The organism is Spiroplasma ixodetis, from assembly GCF_059729505.1.
Genome location: NZ_AP038353.1, coordinates 1,119,882 through 1,136,693, shown reverse-complemented (window position 1 = coordinate 1,136,693; position 16,812 = coordinate 1,119,882). Strand labels below are relative to the sequence as shown.

Below are 16,812 nucleotides of genomic sequence, written 5' to 3'. Positions count from 1 at the left end.
TTTTCCTCCACACTAGTACATGTGGGGATAATTTCCTTAATTATTTTGGGTAGTGCTTTTTGAGTTCCAAAAGTATTATTTCCAAATTTATCTAATAATGCTATGAAACTTGCAGTTTGATATATGGCTTTTTCAGCAGTAACTTATTTTTTTATTAATATGATGCAACCATTATTTAGTTTTCTTTATGTTGGCGGCTATACTTTAATTATTAGTATTGCTGATCTATTTTTAATTTGATTTATCAATATTTTTATTACTTTTGCTTTATTGCAGTGAACTGACTTAAGTATTAAAATGGTAATTATAATTTCGTGTTTAAGTAAATCAGCTGATTTTATTTGTGCTTATGTATTTTATAAAATAATTCCTTGAAATAAAAATATTATTAATTCTAAAGTAGAAAATGTACCTCATCCGACATTTGAACCGCATGGATAATATAAAAATCCCTTTTTAAAAACATATAACTCATATCTACTATATTTGATATATTTCAAGAAGATATGTTTTGATCAAATGTTAGATTATCAGCAAACATATTACTTAAAGAAGTAATTTTTGTTGGTAATTGATCTGGTACTTTTTCAACTATTCTTGGCATTTTAACAGCTTGAATTTCTCTAATTCCATTTTCAAAAAATCCGATTTGAATAATTTCTTTACTATCTATATTTGATAAATCTTTTTTATTTGTTTCTACTTTTGTTCCTGTTTTGTCAATATAAATTGTATCTTGCTGTATTTTATTTTGTGTAATATTAGTATTTTGTTTGATAGTGTTTAAGAAACTAGTTAAATTACCTGTGGTTGTTGCAAGTGTTAAAACACTTAATGTTTTGATTAATATTTTCATCAAGATTTCCTTTTTTGTTTTTCCCCAATAAATTCTTAAGTTTAAGAAGTTAATTTATATTTTAACTCGTTTAAAAATAAATGCAATAAGTGTTTAGTTTATGATAAAAATAAAAATATATAAATATTAGGAAAATTTTTTTATGTTATTAGTAAGGTTAAATGTAATAAAAAAGTTATATAATATATTTTTTGCATACAATTTGTTTTTTTAAAAAAAATATTATATATTAGGTTTATTGCGTTTAAAGTCAAGTTTTATATTGAATTTATTAGAAAGAAGTTAAAATATGGCAAACAGCAGAGAAGTTATTACTAATAATTTAAATAATCAAAGTATAAAAAGTTTATTATTAATTGATGAATTTAGTAATAAAATTGGTGATGCATTACTTATTATTGATTTAGAAAAAAAAGAAGCCATTTTAGAAAGTATATTTATTTAAGAAAAATATCGTAAGCAACAATATGGTAGTTTACTTATTTACAAAATTTTTGAGATATGTCATAGCAATAATATCGAAAACCTTATTTTATTATCAGATCCAACTAATGTTACTGTCGGTGAATTTTATGAAAAATTAGGATTCACTTATGCATGAAATAAAAAAAACTTTTTTTATGATTATGAAATTAATATACCTCATGCAATTTTTAATAAAAGAGATGATATTGAAAAGTGAAAAAATATTAAAATAAAAGAAATTTTTATTGATTTTGATAAGTCAAAATCAAAAGCTATAAATGATGAACAAAAGATATTAGAGGATAGTGAAATATTATCTAGTATTTTAGATGAAGTTTTAATACATGAAGAATCAATTTTAAAGGAAGATTATCAAAAAGTTATTGATTGATTTAATCAACAAAGAGAACAAATAATCAAAAATCCAAAACAATGATTAAATACTTTAACCCCCAAACAAGTAGAGGTTGTTAAAAATGAGGCAAAAAAATGATGAAATAACTTAAAACTAGAACAAAGAAAAATAAAATTATTAGAAAAACAAACATATCAAAAAAAGACAATAAAAAAAGATGATACTCCTTTATTGTGTGATTTTGATCAAAATATAAAAAATAAATTAGACTGCATGCAGTCTATGAAAACATCAACTTCTGTTCTTAAAAAAGATAATTTTAATATATAGATTTTTTCTTTTCTCAAATGTCTTGTTTTTTAAAATTAACAATGTAAAATAAAATACATAATTAATTTAAAATATAAAAAAGTAAAATTAAATAGTAATTTAGAGACTTAGTGGTTGCTGTAAACTAAGCAAGTTTAATTTGAAGGTAGTTTATATTATTAGTAATTTAAATAATAATTAAGTGCATTTACTTTGTAAATGAATTAGGATGGTACCGCGTTAAGAAACGTTCCTATTTGTGGAATGTTTTTTTATTTTAAAAAGGAGTATAACAAATGAATAGAAATTTAAACAAAAAATATAATCATATTGAAATTGAAAAGGATCGTTATCAACAATGAGTAAAATCTGGATTATTTAAGGCAAATGTTAGTTCTATTAATCCTACATTTTCTATTATCTTACCACCACCCAATGTAACCGGACTTTTACATTTAGGTCATGCTTGAGATAGTACTATCCAAGATTTATTAATTCGTTATAAACGTTTACAAGGATTTAATACTTTATTTATACCCGGTATGGATCATGCTGGCATTGCCACTCAGGTTAAAGTTGCACAACGTATTAAAGAAGAACAAAAACTTAATTTGCAAGAATTAGGTAAAGATAAATTTTTACAACAAGCATGAAAATGAAAAACAGAATATGCACAAAACATAAGAAAACAGTGAGCAAAACTTGGCTTAGCATTAGATTATTCGCATGAAGTATTTACTTTAGATGAAAATGTTAAGCAAGCAGTTAATGAAGTAGTTGTAAAGTTATATAAAGAAGGTTTAGTTTATCGAGGAAAAAAGATAGTAAATTGAGATCCAGAATTAAAAACCGCTATTTCTAATATTGAAGTGAATTATCATGAAACAAAAGGAAAAATGTATTATTTAAAATATTTTATAGAAAATAGTAGTGAATTTATTACTATTGCTACTACCAGACCAGAAACAATGTTTGCTGATCAGTGTATAGTTGTAAATAGTAAAGATAAACGTTATTTACAATTTATTGGTAAAATGGTTATTAATCCGGCTAATAAAATGTTAATTAAAGTTATTGCTGATGATTATGTTGATATGAATTTTGGAACGGGTGCTATGAAATGTACACCGGCTCATGATGCTAATGACTATGAAATTGCATTACGTCACAATTTAGCAATGCCTATTTGTATGAATGTTGATGGAACTATGAATGAATTAGCACAATCATATATTAATCAAGATCGAATGGTATGTCGTAAACAATTAGTTGAACAATTAAGAAAAGAAAATTTAGTTGTAAAAGTTGAAGACCATCTTCATCAAGTTGGTTATTCAGAAAGAAGTAACGCTATTATTGAACCATATTTATCACAACAATGATTCATAAAAATGAAACCATTAGTTGAAATGATTATTGATAAACAAAAAAATAAGAAAACAAAGATTGATTTTCATCCAATATTATTTGAACAACAACTTTTGCAGTGATTAAATAATATTCAAGATTGATGTATTTCCCGTCAATTGTGATGGGGTCATTCGCTTCCGGTTTGATATCATAAAAAAACTAAGAAAATTTATGTTGATACTAACCCACCATCACCAATTAACGATTATATTCAAGAATCAGACATATTAGATACATGATTTTCTAGCGGTTTATGACCTTTTGTAACCTTGGGTTGACCACAAAATAATGTTGATTTGCAAAAATATTATCCAATATCAGTATTAGTTACTGCTTATGATATTTTATTTTTTTGAGTTGCACGAATGATGTTTATGGGTTGAAAATTTACTAATCAAAAACCATTTACTAATGTTTTAATTCATGGTTTAATTCGTGATGAACAAGGTAGAAAAATGTCAAAATCATTAAATAATGGCATTGATCCAATGGAAGTTATTAAAAAGTATGGTGCGGATGCTTTACGTTACTTTTTAGTTAGCAATTGTGCTCCCGGTCAAGATTTAAGATTTAGTATTACTAAAGTTGAGTCAGCTTGAAATTTCAATAATAAGTTATGAAACGCTGCACGTTATGTACTAATGAATATTGATGATAAGTTTCAATTAGATGAAAATATTGTCTATAATAATTCGTTATCATTTATTGATCAATGAATTTTACAAGAACTTAATCAATTGATTATTTATGTAGAGCAATATATGGAAAAATATGAATTTGTTTTAGTAGTTAAAGCACTATCAAATTTTATATGAAATAAATATTGTTCTTGATATATTGAATTAAATAAAGTTAATTTCCAAAATCAAGAGCAACAAAGTAACTCATTACAAACATTATATTATGTTTTACAGCAAATTATTATTATGGTTCATCCCTTTATTCCCTTTATTACAGAAGCAATTTATGAAGAAATAGGGTATAAAAATAGCATTTTAACAAATAAGTTTCCTAAAGTTAAAGTTATGGAAAAAACAAAAGATGTAACACAATTTGTTGAAATATTAATTGAAATTATTGGTAATATTCGAGAAATTCGTAAAGAACTTAATTTATCTTTAAAATTACCGTTAACTATTCATATCAATACGACTAATTCTTTTTTTGAAGTAGAAAAAAATACTTTAAATCCTTATTTATTACAATTAACTAATAGTCAAATTGTTACTATTAGTGATAGTCAGTTGTCTGTTAATAATAAAATAATTAAAATTATTAATTCAGCAGTAATAGAAATTAATGTTTCAAATTTATTTAATAAGGAAGAACAATTAGCAAAATTAAAAAAGGAATTAGTTTATATTGAAAATGAAATAAAACGTAGTAAAGATATTTTAAATAACCAACAATTTTTAGCAAAAGCACCACCAACAAAAGTTGAAATAGAAAAGCAGAAATTAGAAAAGTATCAAAATCAAAAAAAATTAATCAATGCCAAGATTAAAGAATTATAAAAAACTTTTATTTTAATTCAAGTTGAAAAATTTTATTATTTTCCAATTTAATATCATCAATACCTACTGAAAAATCAATAAATTCTTTACCATTTCAATGCTCAATGTATCAAAATTTTTTATCTTCTTGAGTACCTTTTTTACCTTTTACAGCAACCAAAAATCTTCCCAATTGACTTTTTTCAACAGTAAAATCATTAGAACAAGCACTTAATAAATTACCAATTGTATTAAAAGTAGTAATATAATTAGTTTTTTCAAGAATAGTTTCCTTGCCGTTGATAGCTGTAATTTCAATATTAGTAGTAATGCTATTTTGATTAGTAGTACCATTTAAGAATTTTGGGATATAAATAATATTTAGTATTAATGAAGTTCCTAATATTAATATAATAGAAGGAAATTATCCCCACATGTACTAGTGTCGAGGAAAAAATGAATTGAAATGAATTCAATAGCATATTTCAAAATGAAAACGATTGTTTGAAATATATAGCGAAGTTGAAAGTAATGAAATGTATCAGGTGTGCTTCTTCTAGTTTGAATGTTTCTGATTTGAGAAGAATAAGATGTTTGAAATGTCATCAAACATTTAGTATTCTTCATGACACCATTTTTCACAAGTCACAAACACCTTTGACATCTTGGTTTTATCTCATCTTTAGATGAATAAACACAAAGCATGGTATACTATCAACAGATGTTGCAAGGGAATTGGGTGTGACATATAAAACAGTTTGAAGAATGGGTCATGAAATCAGAACTAGAATTTGGAATCAAGATGCAGGGTTCATTGATGATGGCACAGCACAGATGGATGAAATGTATCTTTCAAATGTAGGTTTTAAAAAACAAGGAAGATCCTTGTTTTTTAAAACCTTGATTGTTGGAGTTTATGAGAAAACCAGCAACAAACTAATTGTGAAAGTATTGAAAAAAGCAGATGAGAAAAACCTTTTATGATTTGCATTGAAACACATTTCTACTGGGTGTTGTCTATTTACGGATTCTTGGAAGGAATATGGAGGTTTCAAAAACTTCTATCACAAACATGAAATCGTAAATCATGAAGTTGGGTATGTGTCATCAACAGGTGTAAACACAAACCAGATTGAATCTGCATGAAAACACATCCGATGAACTTTCCGAACACACATAAAAGTTTCAAAACACAATATTCATTTATATGCAAAAGAAGCTGCATATAAATTCAATAAGATACCTAGTTTTGAAAATATAATTTTGTGTTTGATTTAGATACATGTGGTGATAATTTCCTAGATAGGCTTTTATCTCCATTTATGTGATAAAATTTAAAAATAGTACATAAAGGGATAAAAGCCTATTATTAATATAGAAAAACCTATTAAAATTAATTCATATAGTTTAAAAACTAATGAAATTAGAGAAAATAAATGAGATATTGAATTAAAAAATAATCCAACACCAAATATTAAAAATTGAAAAGAAGTAGGAACAAGAGAAAAAAATAAATGAGATAATTGACAAATTACTTATGATTTTCAAGAGAATAAACATTATAGAGTTTATTATTCTTGAAGTATATATAATCGATTTTATACTATTCAAGAATTTATTATAACGGATAACAAAATTGCTGGTGTACAAATACAAACATTTAATGATAGTGCTAATATAGTAATTTTATCAGTTCAACATGCAAAATGGATTACTATTTATACTGGAAAAGGTAATTTAAAAGGTAATTTATGAAAATTAGAAGAATTACAGGAATAATATTATGTTTTTTAAAATTATAAAAATTATTTTAGGTTTAATAGGAGTTTTATTATCTTCTGCGGTTGCTGGTTTAATTATATTCATTATTGTAAAAATTGTATTAAAAATTAATCAAATATTTTAAAAAAAAGTGGTGAATATTATTCTAGGTAGATTTTTAAGAAGAGATAAAAGCACTAATAATGAAAAAAAACTAAATTAACTTTTTTAAAAAGTAAAAGTACACATGCTTCTATTTTAAGTTATTTTGGTTTTAATGATTTTAACCATGAAACTTATTTTACTGATTTTGTAGCAGAAAATAATGCTAATTTATATAATGCTCCATTAGATATTAATAATGAAACCATTAAACATTATTTAATTCAACAAGAATTTTATAGAAAAAACTGAAACTCTATTTTTAAATTAAGTAAATTAGGAATTAGTGGTTATTTAATTTTTATTGCTAATGATGATTTATATTTTCAAGTCGTAGATATACAACAAAGAGTTTATGACATTACTGGTAAATTAATTCAATGTACTATTTTTTATGACAGTTATCAACAAAATGCACAAACTGTAAGATTATTTGAAGTTTATACACTAAATAATGAACAAGTAACAATTAACCGTGAATTTATAGTGTTAGTGATAGTAAAAAACAATTTCCATTATCTTTTAAAGAATATATTAATAATCCAAATTTAGAACAAGAACAAACATTAAATATTAATTATATTCCAATAGCAATTATGCGAAATAAAGCAAATGAGTTAGCAGATTGCAATAAAGTAACGGATAAAATTAAAGCATTAGATGTTATCTATGAACAAATTGTTTTAGATACTATTTTAAACTCACCCAAATTTATTTTTAATTCAGCTTATGCTAATGTAAAAGATTTATTAGAAGATGCTGTACAAATATTAGTTACTAAAAAAAATTATATTTTTAAAAGTGGTGGAGATAATAACGAACAAAACGAAAATATTAATATGACCAGTAGTAACTTTAAAGGTAAAAATTTAACTGATATATACGATTGAAATGTTAATGAAATATTTAAACGTTGTGGTATTCATATACCAAGTCAAAAGAAATCTGCACAACAATCAGTTCCCGAAAGTACAGCAGTAAATATTTCAACTATTAATTACATTGAATAAAAATTATGACAATTTAATATTGATATTATTAAATTTATTAAAATATTAGTACGTATGGATAAAGATGTATTAAATAGTAAAACATTTAATATTAATGATGAAGAAATTAATAATCTAACTGTTAAATTAAGATTATTTAATCCCGAAAATAACCAATTAATAGGAGAGAAAAATGGACAATCAAAACAACAAACCACAAACGAAGTTTCCACAGAAACAAACTAAACTTAATCAAGCAGAAATAGAAAATGATTATTTAATTGATAATATTCCTTATGACTTTACTAATATGATGAAAGGTACTAGTGACCCCGATATTAATAGAGCATAAGATGAATTTAAAAAAAGAACTATATATATTTATGAAATTGAACGTTTATTTAAAAATAATGAAAATAATACTTTAAGATTTTCAGCAAATACTATTAAAATTTGTTTTATTGATATTGATAAAGTATTAAAAACTACTGCTGTTGAAACATCTGATTTTACTATGCAGTTAAATCAAAGAGCAAGTACTAATATTAATGATAATACTATTGAATATAGTATGACTGATATTAGAAACTTAATATTTCAATAAATAAATTTATTAAATCAATTTAAGTTATATGCTGTATCTATTAATGAACCTTTAAGTGAAGATAATATTGATAATTTATATATCATTAATAACCATTCTCAACCTTATCAAAATCCAAAAACTAGAAGCACTAAAAGTATTACTATTATTAAAATTAAAGATTTTAAAACAAGAGATGGTTATCCAATCATTATTAAATTACAAAAACCATTAGATAAAGATACAAAAGTAATTAGTTTAAAAATTAAAGTCCCTAGAAGCATGATTTTCGGCAATATAAAGGTACTTGGTGAAGTTGACAATATGGAAGTATACCGGAAGTATACCCAAGTTATTTGTTAAAGATAAGATAGCATTTGCCCTATTATCAATGCCTATTGAAACTCAACCAAAAGTTAGAATATTACAACAATGATTTAGTGAGCAAATATTACCTTGAAATTTAGCAAAACAATTTATAGGTCAAGAAAAATCAGTTTTAGATTTAATTGCTATTGGTGGGGGAACTGAAACAAGAAAAGAAATTATTAATAATGCAAAAATAACATATGCAAAAATTGGTCAATATGATGGACGACCAGCACCAGTACCTAAAAAATTAGCTGATTTTGAAATGAAAAAGAATGAACAATATACATTATATAGTCATAGAGAACCAACCCCACCATATCCTAGTAGATATATTGCTATTTAATTATCACAGAACTTTAATGATATTGAAATTGAAGTAAATGATAAACCACCAATTGATAGTTTACAAAAAGTATTATTAGATATGTTAACTTATACATATAGTTATAATAGAAACCTTGATGGTGCACAGTATACTAATAATAATCCTTCCAATAAAATAGCAGAATTAAGACAAAAATTTGAAGAACAAAAACCAGAAGATGTAATTACTAATTTATTTAAACAATGAAAATTAGATTATCCAAATTATATAAATTTACCGCAAATACAAATATTTAAACAAATAGTTATTATGTTATCAAATAATATTTATTCAAATATGTCAATTAATAAAAGTTTAAATGATGATAACAAGATTTTATTACCTTATTACTTTGAATTAAAATCAAATTCTATTCATACTGGTACTGGTGAAATTTGAAATTTTAAAGACGCAAAAGTATTATTAAAATCTATATACTTTGATTTTACAGATATTAATAATATTAAATTAAAAAATAATGATATCAGTCAAAACGAATTGTTTAAACTAGATGATAACCAATTTAATTGATTATCTATTACAAATGAATTAGAAAGTAATAACATTCCGTCATTAATTCCAGCGGATTGGACTCTTGGTAATGGTGAATATGGAAAATACTTTACAAGAGTAGTTATTAAAAATACTAAGATTGAAAACGCATTAAACTTATATGGTTCAAATAAATTTCAATTATTTTCTAAATTAGAATTTTATAAAGAAATATCAAAAATTGATAATAATAATGAATTTGAATTACAAATTGAAAAACCGATTAATAACTTAAATAGGATTGAAATCAGTGTAATATTTGTTGCTGGTAGTTATGATTTAATTTTAGTAACTGATAAACAAGAAATAATTTTAAAAAATATTAATTTAGGAAATTATCCCCACATGTACTAGTGTGGAGGAAAAAATGAATTGAAATGAATTCAATAGCATATTTCAAAATGAAAACGATTGTTTGAAATATATAGCGAATTTGAAAGTAATGAAATTTATCAGGTGTGCTTCTTCTAGTTTGAATGTTTCTGATTTGAGAAGAATAAGATGTTTGAAATGTCATCAAACATTTAGTATTCTTCATGACACCATTTTTCACAAGTCACAAACACCTTTGACATCTTGGTTTTATCTCATCTTTAGATGAATAAACACAAAGCATGGTATACCATCAACAGATGTTGCAAGGGAATTGGGTGTGACATATAAAACAGCTTGAAGAATGGTTCATGAAATCAGAACTAGAATTTGGAATCAAGGTGCAGGATTCATTGATGATGGCACAGCACAGATGGATGAAATGTATATTTCACATGTAGGTTTTAAAAAACAAGGAAGATCCTTGTTGAATAAAACCTTGATTGTTGGAGTTTATGAGAAAACCAGCAACAAACTAATTGTGAAAGTATTGAAAAAAGCAGATGAGAAAAACCTTTTATGATTTGCATTGAAACACATTTCTACTGGGTGTTGTCTATTTACGGATTCTTGGAAGGGATATGGAAGTTTCAAAAACTTCTATCACAAACATGAAATCGTAAATCATGAAGTTGGGTATGTGTCATCAACAGGTGTAAACACAAACCAGATTGAATCTGCATGAAAACACATCCGACGAACTTTTCGAACACACATAAAAGTTTCAAAACACAATATTCATTTATATGCAAAAGAAGCTGCATATAAATTCAATAAGATACCTAGTTTTGAAACTATAATTTTGTGTTTGATTTAGATACATGCGGGGATAATTTCCTAGATAGGCTTTTATCTCCATTTATGTGATAAAATTTAAAAATAGTACATAAAGGGATAAAAGCCTTAATTTATTTGATAAATATAACGAAAATATTACCTATATTAACTTAGAAAGTTAATTATTAAAGTAATTTGGTGTATAAGTACCATCCCATTTTATTATCTTGTTCATTAGCAGTATTTAAAGCAAAATACAAGTATGTTTTGTCAGGACTTATTGCTTTATTTCATCATATAATACTGCTTCCATGTATTGCTTGTCCATCTGGTGTTAAATAATAATCTAATTTTTTATTTTCATGGGTAAGCACCCCCATGATTAATCATATTGTTTCAATGGTTGGACCAGTTAGTGCTAATGCTAATGTTATTTTACTTAAATTTGTTTTTATTCATGTTTTCATCTTAAATTACTCTTTTTTTCCTTGATTTTACTTATAAATTGTACTATTTTTGATTATTTTTACAAGTATGCTTTTAAATGCAAAATAACGCCTAAATTAAAGGTGTTTATTTTGTGATACCTATATATTAATTGTATTGAAATTGTTTATTATATAGCAAATATGAAGATGCTTTTTTTCACAGTAGCATTATTTTTACCCCTAATTACATTTTTATATGGATACAGTGCATAAAACAAAGCATCATATGGGTCTTGATACATATTTTTGTCAGGAATGTTAGTTTTTGCTTCATCATAACGTAATTCTTCTAAACATTGAATTGTTTTTGGTAAATCATCTTTATTTGGATAAAAATTTCCATAACTCATAATATTTCTCATTCAAACTACTCTATTAGTTAATCCGGCTTCTTGATTTAGATTTGAAGCATGTTTAATAGCAGTTTGTGTTATTAAAATAGTATTATGTTCATCAATTAATTTTTGATTTAATCAATCAATTGCTGTTCTTGCTTTATCATCATAAAAATAAATTGCTTGTTCAAAATTCTCAAAATTATCCATTAATCCTAAAATTTCATTAACATAAGCATTAATTTTTTCATTTTCATTTATAAAATCATTTGGGGTAACTACTAATTCACAAATAATATAAGCATCATAATAACCAGTATTATTATATTCTTTAAAACCAATTACCATAAATACAGTATGGTCTTTTGGTCCCGTAGCTCAATCAATACCAACTGAATAAAAATCAAATTTATACATATCTTTTTCTTGATTATAAAATTGTTTTAAATCATATGATTGTTAATATTTTACTGTTTTTTGAAATGGGAAAATTGTTGCATCACTATCTAAAAATTCAAAACCATAAAAAACAGTATTAAATTCATCTGGATTACTTTTTTTCATTTCTAATGATGTTCTTTTTTCAATCTCTGGCAATTTTTCTCAAAACGGTTGAATAGTGAATCTTAAAACAAATAAACCTAAAACACTAAACACATCTTTATTTTAATAATAAACTTTTCCAATTTTTTTAAGATTTTCCATTATTTTATCATTTAATGGTAAAAATGGCGTACATTATTTTAAATAAAATGGATGATATTTATCATAACGATTACATGTAAAAGTAATAAAGAAACTTTTATAAAAATAGCGAGTAATTTTTTTTCCAAAAGTATTACTATATATATTTTTATCAATAAATGTTCAACTTCATTCTTTAATAGGTTATTTTGATACTTTAATTCTGTTGCTTCTAAACATAGAGTTTTGTAAACGTTCATATCGATATGTTAATTGTTTTTCAGTTAATGTTTCTTTTTCTTCTGCCATGATTATTTCATCTGTTCTTGAACCTAAAAAACTTGAACCACCTGCTTCTTTTCCAAAAATTTTATTACCATTAGCATAACCAATAAAGTCAATTTGTTGATTATTAGTAAAGATAATACATCCACCATCCTTAGTAATTTTTCATTTAATGCCATGTGGATTATTCGGTAATAAATTAATATCATACTTATCTAATAAAACTTGACAAACATTCATTAAAGCACCAATTGTTGTTTCACTATGAGTATTTTCATAGCGCCTTACTTCTTGAACACTACTATCACTAAAATTACAACATATAAATAAATCAAATGCTAAACAGTTTCAAGTTTTTCTTGTTCCACGTGCTGTTGGTATAAAACGATAAAAACAATTAGTAGTAAAATATTCTGCTCATTCATCACCGTCCATATGCTTTAAAAATATCTCAACTAAAACCATAATTATTATCACTAAAATTAATATTATATTTTTTATTCAGTTGTGCATAACTACTAATAAAAACCATATTTTACTCCCTAATTTTTATAAAAAATATAATTAAATTATTAACAAACAAAATTTTGAAAGGAAGATTAAAAATGATAAATTTACCATTTGCAAATCATTTTGATTGAGACAAACACGATTTTAATCAAAATGAATTGAATTTAAAACAAACAGAAGAACTATTTAAAGAAATAGATGATTTTTTATGAAATACATGTGATAAAACTAAATATAAATCATATAGATTTAGAAAACGAAAATTAAAAGCAAAAAAAGGTTTATAAAAAAGGTTTATTAAATTATAAACGACGTATTTGTACATATTATAACTCAAAAACACAAAAAAAGGAATTTGTTTCATTGCTAGATAATTATCTTGGTGTTAAAAAATATAGTAAACTTGCACCTAATGTTATTAAACAAATTTTAAAATATTTTGCTGATGGCAAAAAGTATCGTGATGTTTGCGATACTTTTATTGAAGATTTAATAAGTAATAGCACAGTTTGTAGAACATATAAAAAGTTTGAATTACCAAAAGCCAATATTCCAAAAATACCATTGCAACCATTTCAAAATTTATATGTAAATATTGATGATGGACATAGAAAATTTAAGTTTAATGAAAAACACAATACTAAAAAATGTTCTATAAGATTATTAGTATTTTGTACTGGTAAAAATAAGAATAGAAAATTAATTAATAAAAGAGCAGTATGCAAAATAAGAGTATCAAAAACAGAAATTGGTGCTGAAAAAACTGCCAAATTAATTGAAAAATATGGTAATTTATATTTTTAAAATTTTGACCAAGCAAATTTAATAGTTTGTGGAGATAGTGCAAAATGAATTAGAAAAACTACTACAATTTTAAATGCTAAATTTGTTTTAGATAAATTCCATGCTTTTCATGTTTTATATCTTGTTATAATGGCTGGAAGAAGAAAAAATCAAATTGCTAAATTACACTATCAAAATGCAATAACTTTATTTGAAAAAGGTCAATATTATGAATTAATTGATTTTTTACAATCATTAACTTTGCAATATAAAAAATTAAAAGTTGGTTATTTTATTAATGCCAAAGATGGTTTATTAAACCAAGCATTAGTTGAAAATATTGGTTGCTTTACTGAAACTAATATTAAACAAATTTTAAAACATATGATTGGTGATAGAACTTATAACATTGATATGTATACAAAAATGATTAATTTTAAATGCTATCAAATAAATATAGCCATCCAGTTATTATAAAATAAAATTAAAATTTTTAAAAAAAACCAAAAATAAAATAAAACTTATTAAAGATGATTTAATAATAATTTTTGAATTATAAAAGTAAGTATTATTGTTGACTAATATTTTACAAGTGTTAATATTAACTCACAATTGCATATTAAAGTCAAAATTATTCTCGTCTAACTTTATAATTTTAAGACAAATTTGAATATTATTGACAACATCGGTACGCTCCCTAAAAGTTTCAAAAACTTCCATATCCCTTCCAATAATCCGTAAATAGACAACACCCAGTAGAAATGTGTTTCAATGCAAATCATAAAAGATTTTTCTCATCTGCTTTTTTCAATACTTTCACAATTATTTTGTTGCTGGTTTTCTCATAAACTCCAACAATCAAGGTTTTATTCAACAAGGATCTTCCTTGTTGAATAAAACCTACATGTGAAAAATACATTTCATCCATCTGTGCTGTGCCATCATCAATGAACCCTGCATCTTGATTCCAAATTCTAGTTCTGATTTCATGACTCATTCTTCAAACTGTTTTATATGTCACACCCGATTCCCTTGCAACATCTGTTGATGGTATACCATGCTTTGTGTTTATTCATCTAAAGATGAGATAAAACCAAGATGTCAAAGGTGTTTGTGACTTGTGAAAAATGGTGTCATGAAGAATACTAAATGTTTGATGACATTTCAAACATCTTATTCTTCTCAAATCAGAAACATTAAAACTAGAAGAAGCACACCTGATACATTTCATTACTTTCAACTTCGCTATATATTTCAAACAATCGTTTTCATTTTGAAATATGCTATTGAATTCATTTCAATTCATTTTTTCCTCCACACTAGTACATGTGGGGATAATTTCCTTAATTAATAAAGGCATTCAACATATTGTTGCTACTGATGTTCCAGATTTTAGTTTTGTACCAAAATATTATGGAACTAAATCGCAAGTTTTAGCAAAACAATTATCTGATGCTTATAAAACAATTTGAAATCATGAGATATCTTTATACAACTAATTATCCTAATTTTATTATAAGATTTAGTTTAAGAGAAGAATTAAGTAAATATGCGTTGCTATTTCAACAAGAAGGAAAAAAAATATTACTCAAAATGCAATTGAATCTGATTATGCTCATATGGCATTAGATGTTGCTGTTACAGAAACATATGTTAATGGTTCAACAAAAGAAACATTAAATAATTATTTCTTCTTTGATGAAGTTCATCCAACAACATTAGTGCATCAAGCAGTTGCTGAAGATCTTTATAATTTAGTTGAAAAGTGATAATGTTTTAAAACATTAGATATAACAATTAGTATATAAGATAAAAGTTCAATTTTGGAATATTATCAAAAACGAAAGTGTTTTCCGAATATTGAAACACTGAATAATCTTAAAAAAGTTTATTATTTAGGAAAAAATAAAAGTGTGATTATATATGAAACATTATGATATTATAACATTAACATAAAATATATTAATAATTTTGTGAGGTTGGAAACATGGTTTATATTGTTCATGGTCAAGATGAGTATTTAGTAAGAAAAAATATTGAACAATTAATTAAAAAAAATCATAAAAAAGAAAATTATGATTATAATCTATATGAATTACAAGATGATACAATTGTTAATATTATTAATGAAATTCAAATTATGAGTATATTTGAAGAAAATAAAGTAATCGTAATTAATGATAGCAGTAATTTATGGCAAAAATATATTAAAGAAAAAAAATTTGTTAATGCTTTGCTTAATCATAATCAAAAAACAATGATAATTATTAAAAGTTTAAATGTTGATTTTAAAATTAGTAGAGAATTTCAACAATTTAATATTATCAAAATTAAAAATTATACAAAATCACAATTATTATTATTAATTAATAAAGTTTGCAATAGTTTTAAAGTTAACATTACTAAAGAAGCAACTAATTTTCTTTTAGAATACTTGCCAAATGATGTCAGTATTATTTTAAATGAGTTATCAAAATTAAGGTTAATTGGAAAAAAAATAACTTCAGATATTATTATTGAGGTGGTTCCTAAATATTTTGAAACAAATATTTTTAAAACTGTTGAATATATATTAAAAAAAGATTATAATAATTTTTGAACACAATATAACTATTATAATGTTATTAATTATGATAAAATTAAATTGATTAATATTCTTGTATATCAATTAGAATTAATTAGAGATATCAAAATTTTAGTTAAACAAAAAAAAAGTAATGAAGATATTTCCAATATATTAAATATTTCTAAGTTTCAAGTAAAAATATTAGAACAATATTTAAATATTAATTTAAATATTAATAATATTTTGTTAAAATTATATGAATTAGATTACAATATCAAAAAAAGAAAGTTTAATAAAAATATTGCAATTGATTTATTTTTTTTGAATATTTAGTATATAAT

General features: G+C 24.0%; 23 protein-coding genes and 1 pseudogene. 16 read left to right on the top strand and 8 right to left on the bottom strand.

Annotated features, from left to right (window positions below):
* Window positions 1-21: 21 nt before the first annotated feature.
* The gene (locus AC6I4F_RS07390; protein WP_497873410.1) at window positions 22-441 is read left to right on the top strand and encodes a hypothetical protein; all 420 of its coding nucleotides are present in this window, start codon (window positions 22-24) and stop codon (window positions 439-441) included.
* Here the strand turns inward: AC6I4F_RS07390 and AC6I4F_RS07385 are convergent.
* Entirely contained in the window at window positions 395-856 is a 462-nt protein-coding gene (locus AC6I4F_RS07385) for a BspA family leucine-rich repeat surface protein (RefSeq protein ID WP_497873409.1), read from the bottom strand. The genes AC6I4F_RS07390 and AC6I4F_RS07385 overlap by 47 nt on opposite strands.
* Window positions 857-1,145: 289 nt before the next feature.
* Here AC6I4F_RS07385 and AC6I4F_RS07380 point away from each other — a divergent pair, with 289 nt between their 5' ends.
* The 3 genes and pseudogenes from AC6I4F_RS07380 (at window position 1,146) to AC6I4F_RS07370 (ending at window position 4,909) form a co-directional block, all read left to right on the top strand.
* Entirely contained in the window at window positions 1,146-1,301 is a 156-nt protein-coding gene (locus AC6I4F_RS07380) for a hypothetical protein (RefSeq protein ID WP_497873408.1), read from the top strand.
* A gap of 15 nt (window positions 1,302-1,316) precedes the next feature.
* Window positions 1,317-2,006: pseudogene (locus AC6I4F_RS07375) on the top strand (N-acetyltransferase); the annotation flags it as partial.
* A 275-nt stretch (window positions 2,007-2,281) separates the two neighbouring features.
* On the top strand, window positions 2,282-4,909 hold the full coding sequence (locus AC6I4F_RS07370) for a valine--tRNA ligase (RefSeq protein WP_497873407.1): 2,628 nt from the start codon (window positions 2,282-2,284) through the stop codon (window positions 4,907-4,909).
* Window positions 4,910-4,916: 7 nt separating this feature from the next.
* Here the strand turns inward: AC6I4F_RS07370 and AC6I4F_RS07365 are convergent, their stop codons facing one another.
* A complete protein-coding gene (locus tag AC6I4F_RS07365; RefSeq protein ID WP_497873406.1) occupies window positions 4,917-5,069 on the bottom strand; it encodes a hypothetical protein in 153 nt (50 codons plus the stop codon).
* A gap of 275 nt (window positions 5,070-5,344) precedes the next feature.
* Here AC6I4F_RS07365 and AC6I4F_RS07360 point away from each other — a divergent pair, with 275 nt between their 5' ends.
* The 3 genes from AC6I4F_RS07360 (at window position 5,345) to AC6I4F_RS07350 (ending at window position 8,152) form a co-directional block, all read left to right on the top strand.
* Window positions 5,345-6,166: an IS1595 family transposase gene (locus AC6I4F_RS07360; RefSeq protein ID WP_497873405.1), complete on the top strand. Its 822-nt coding sequence runs from the start codon at window positions 5,345-5,347 to the stop codon at window positions 6,164-6,166.
* 1,241 nt (window positions 6,167-7,407) lie between these two features.
* A complete protein-coding gene (locus AC6I4F_RS07355; RefSeq protein WP_497873404.1) occupies window positions 7,408-7,821 on the top strand; it encodes a hypothetical protein in 414 nt (137 codons plus the stop codon).
* Between the two features lie 172 nt (window positions 7,822-7,993).
* On the top strand, window positions 7,994-8,152 hold the full coding sequence (locus AC6I4F_RS07350; RefSeq protein ID WP_497873403.1) for a hypothetical protein: 159 nt from the start codon (window positions 7,994-7,996) through the stop codon (window positions 8,150-8,152).
* Between the two features lie 29 nt (window positions 8,153-8,181).
* Here AC6I4F_RS07350 and AC6I4F_RS07345 read toward each other — a convergent pair whose 3' ends face one another.
* Entirely contained in the window at window positions 8,182-8,490 is a 309-nt protein-coding gene (locus AC6I4F_RS07345) for a hypothetical protein (protein WP_497873402.1), read from the bottom strand.
* A gap of 284 nt (window positions 8,491-8,774) precedes the next feature.
* Here AC6I4F_RS07345 and AC6I4F_RS07340 point away from each other — a divergent pair, with 284 nt between their 5' ends.
* The 3 genes from AC6I4F_RS07340 (at window position 8,775) to AC6I4F_RS07330 (ending at window position 10,860) form a co-directional block, all read left to right on the top strand.
* Window positions 8,775-9,098 carry a hypothetical protein gene (locus tag AC6I4F_RS07340; protein ID WP_497873401.1) on the top strand — a complete coding sequence of 108 codons (324 nt, stop codon included), beginning with the start codon at window positions 8,775-8,777 and terminating at the stop codon, window positions 9,096-9,098.
* A gap of 81 nt (window positions 9,099-9,179) precedes the next feature.
* Window positions 9,180-10,025, top strand: a complete 846-nt coding sequence (locus tag AC6I4F_RS07335; protein ID WP_497873400.1) for a hypothetical protein — start codon at window positions 9,180-9,182, stop codon at window positions 10,023-10,025.
* 13 nt (window positions 10,026-10,038) lie between these two features.
* Window positions 10,039-10,860 (top strand): IS1595 family transposase, encoded by an 822-nt coding sequence (locus tag AC6I4F_RS07330; RefSeq protein ID WP_497873399.1) that lies wholly within the window; start codon window positions 10,039-10,041, stop codon window positions 10,858-10,860.
* 145 nt (window positions 10,861-11,005) lie between these two features.
* Here the strand turns inward: AC6I4F_RS07330 and AC6I4F_RS07325 are convergent, their stop codons facing one another.
* From AC6I4F_RS07325 to AC6I4F_RS07310, 4 genes are all read right to left on the bottom strand, one after another.
* Window positions 11,006-11,287, bottom strand: a complete 282-nt coding sequence (locus AC6I4F_RS07325; RefSeq protein ID WP_497873398.1) for a hypothetical protein — start codon at window positions 11,285-11,287, stop codon at window positions 11,006-11,008.
* 149 nt (window positions 11,288-11,436) lie between these two features.
* Window positions 11,437-12,060, bottom strand: coding sequence for a hypothetical protein (locus AC6I4F_RS07320; RefSeq protein WP_497873397.1), 624 nt, complete (start codon window positions 12,058-12,060; stop codon window positions 11,437-11,439).
* A gap of 42 nt (window positions 12,061-12,102) precedes the next feature.
* A complete protein-coding gene (locus tag AC6I4F_RS07315) occupies window positions 12,103-12,240 on the bottom strand; it encodes a hypothetical protein (RefSeq protein ID WP_497873396.1) in 138 nt (45 codons plus the stop codon).
* A 291-nt stretch (window positions 12,241-12,531) separates the two neighbouring features.
* On the bottom strand, window positions 12,532-13,077 hold the full coding sequence (locus AC6I4F_RS07310) for a hypothetical protein (protein WP_497873395.1): 546 nt from the start codon (window positions 13,075-13,077) through the stop codon (window positions 12,532-12,534).
* A 140-nt stretch (window positions 13,078-13,217) separates the two neighbouring features.
* Here AC6I4F_RS07310 and AC6I4F_RS07305 point away from each other — a divergent pair, with 140 nt between their 5' ends.
* The 3 genes from AC6I4F_RS07305 (at window position 13,218) to AC6I4F_RS07295 (ending at window position 14,382) form a co-directional block, all read left to right on the top strand.
* Window positions 13,218-13,409 carry a hypothetical protein gene (locus AC6I4F_RS07305; protein WP_497873394.1) on the top strand — a complete coding sequence of 64 codons (192 nt, stop codon included), beginning with the start codon at window positions 13,218-13,220 and terminating at the stop codon, window positions 13,407-13,409.
* Window positions 13,410-13,485: 76 nt separating this feature from the next.
* Window positions 13,486-13,926: a hypothetical protein gene (locus AC6I4F_RS07300; RefSeq protein WP_497873393.1), complete on the top strand. Its 441-nt coding sequence runs from the start codon at window positions 13,486-13,488 to the stop codon at window positions 13,924-13,926.
* 129 nt (window positions 13,927-14,055) lie between these two features.
* Complete coding sequence (locus AC6I4F_RS07295; RefSeq protein ID WP_497873392.1) at window positions 14,056-14,382, top strand: hypothetical protein; 327 nt, start codon at window positions 14,056-14,058, stop codon at window positions 14,380-14,382.
* A 220-nt stretch (window positions 14,383-14,602) separates the two neighbouring features.
* Here AC6I4F_RS07295 and AC6I4F_RS07290 read toward each other — a convergent pair whose 3' ends face one another.
* Complete coding sequence (locus tag AC6I4F_RS07290) at window positions 14,603-15,265, bottom strand: IS1595 family transposase (protein WP_497873391.1); 663 nt, start codon at window positions 15,263-15,265, stop codon at window positions 14,603-14,605.
* On the opposite strand from AC6I4F_RS07290, the gene AC6I4F_RS07285 reads away from it, so the two are divergent.
* The 3 genes from AC6I4F_RS07285 to holA all read left to right on the top strand — a co-directional run bounded on the left by AC6I4F_RS07285 (window position 15,234) and on the right by holA (window position 16,804).
* Window positions 15,234-15,404, top strand: coding sequence for a hypothetical protein (locus AC6I4F_RS07285; RefSeq protein WP_497873390.1), 171 nt, complete (start codon window positions 15,234-15,236; stop codon window positions 15,402-15,404). The genes AC6I4F_RS07290 and AC6I4F_RS07285 overlap by 32 nt on opposite strands.
* Window positions 15,405-15,524: 120 nt before the next feature.
* Window positions 15,525-15,677: a hypothetical protein gene (locus AC6I4F_RS07280; protein WP_497873389.1), complete on the top strand. Its 153-nt coding sequence runs from the start codon at window positions 15,525-15,527 to the stop codon at window positions 15,675-15,677.
* A gap of 215 nt (window positions 15,678-15,892) precedes the next feature.
* Entirely contained in the window at window positions 15,893-16,804 is a 912-nt protein-coding gene (gene holA / locus AC6I4F_RS07275) for a DNA polymerase III subunit delta (protein WP_497873388.1), read from the top strand.
* The last annotated feature ends 8 nt before the right edge of the window (window positions 16,805-16,812 follow it).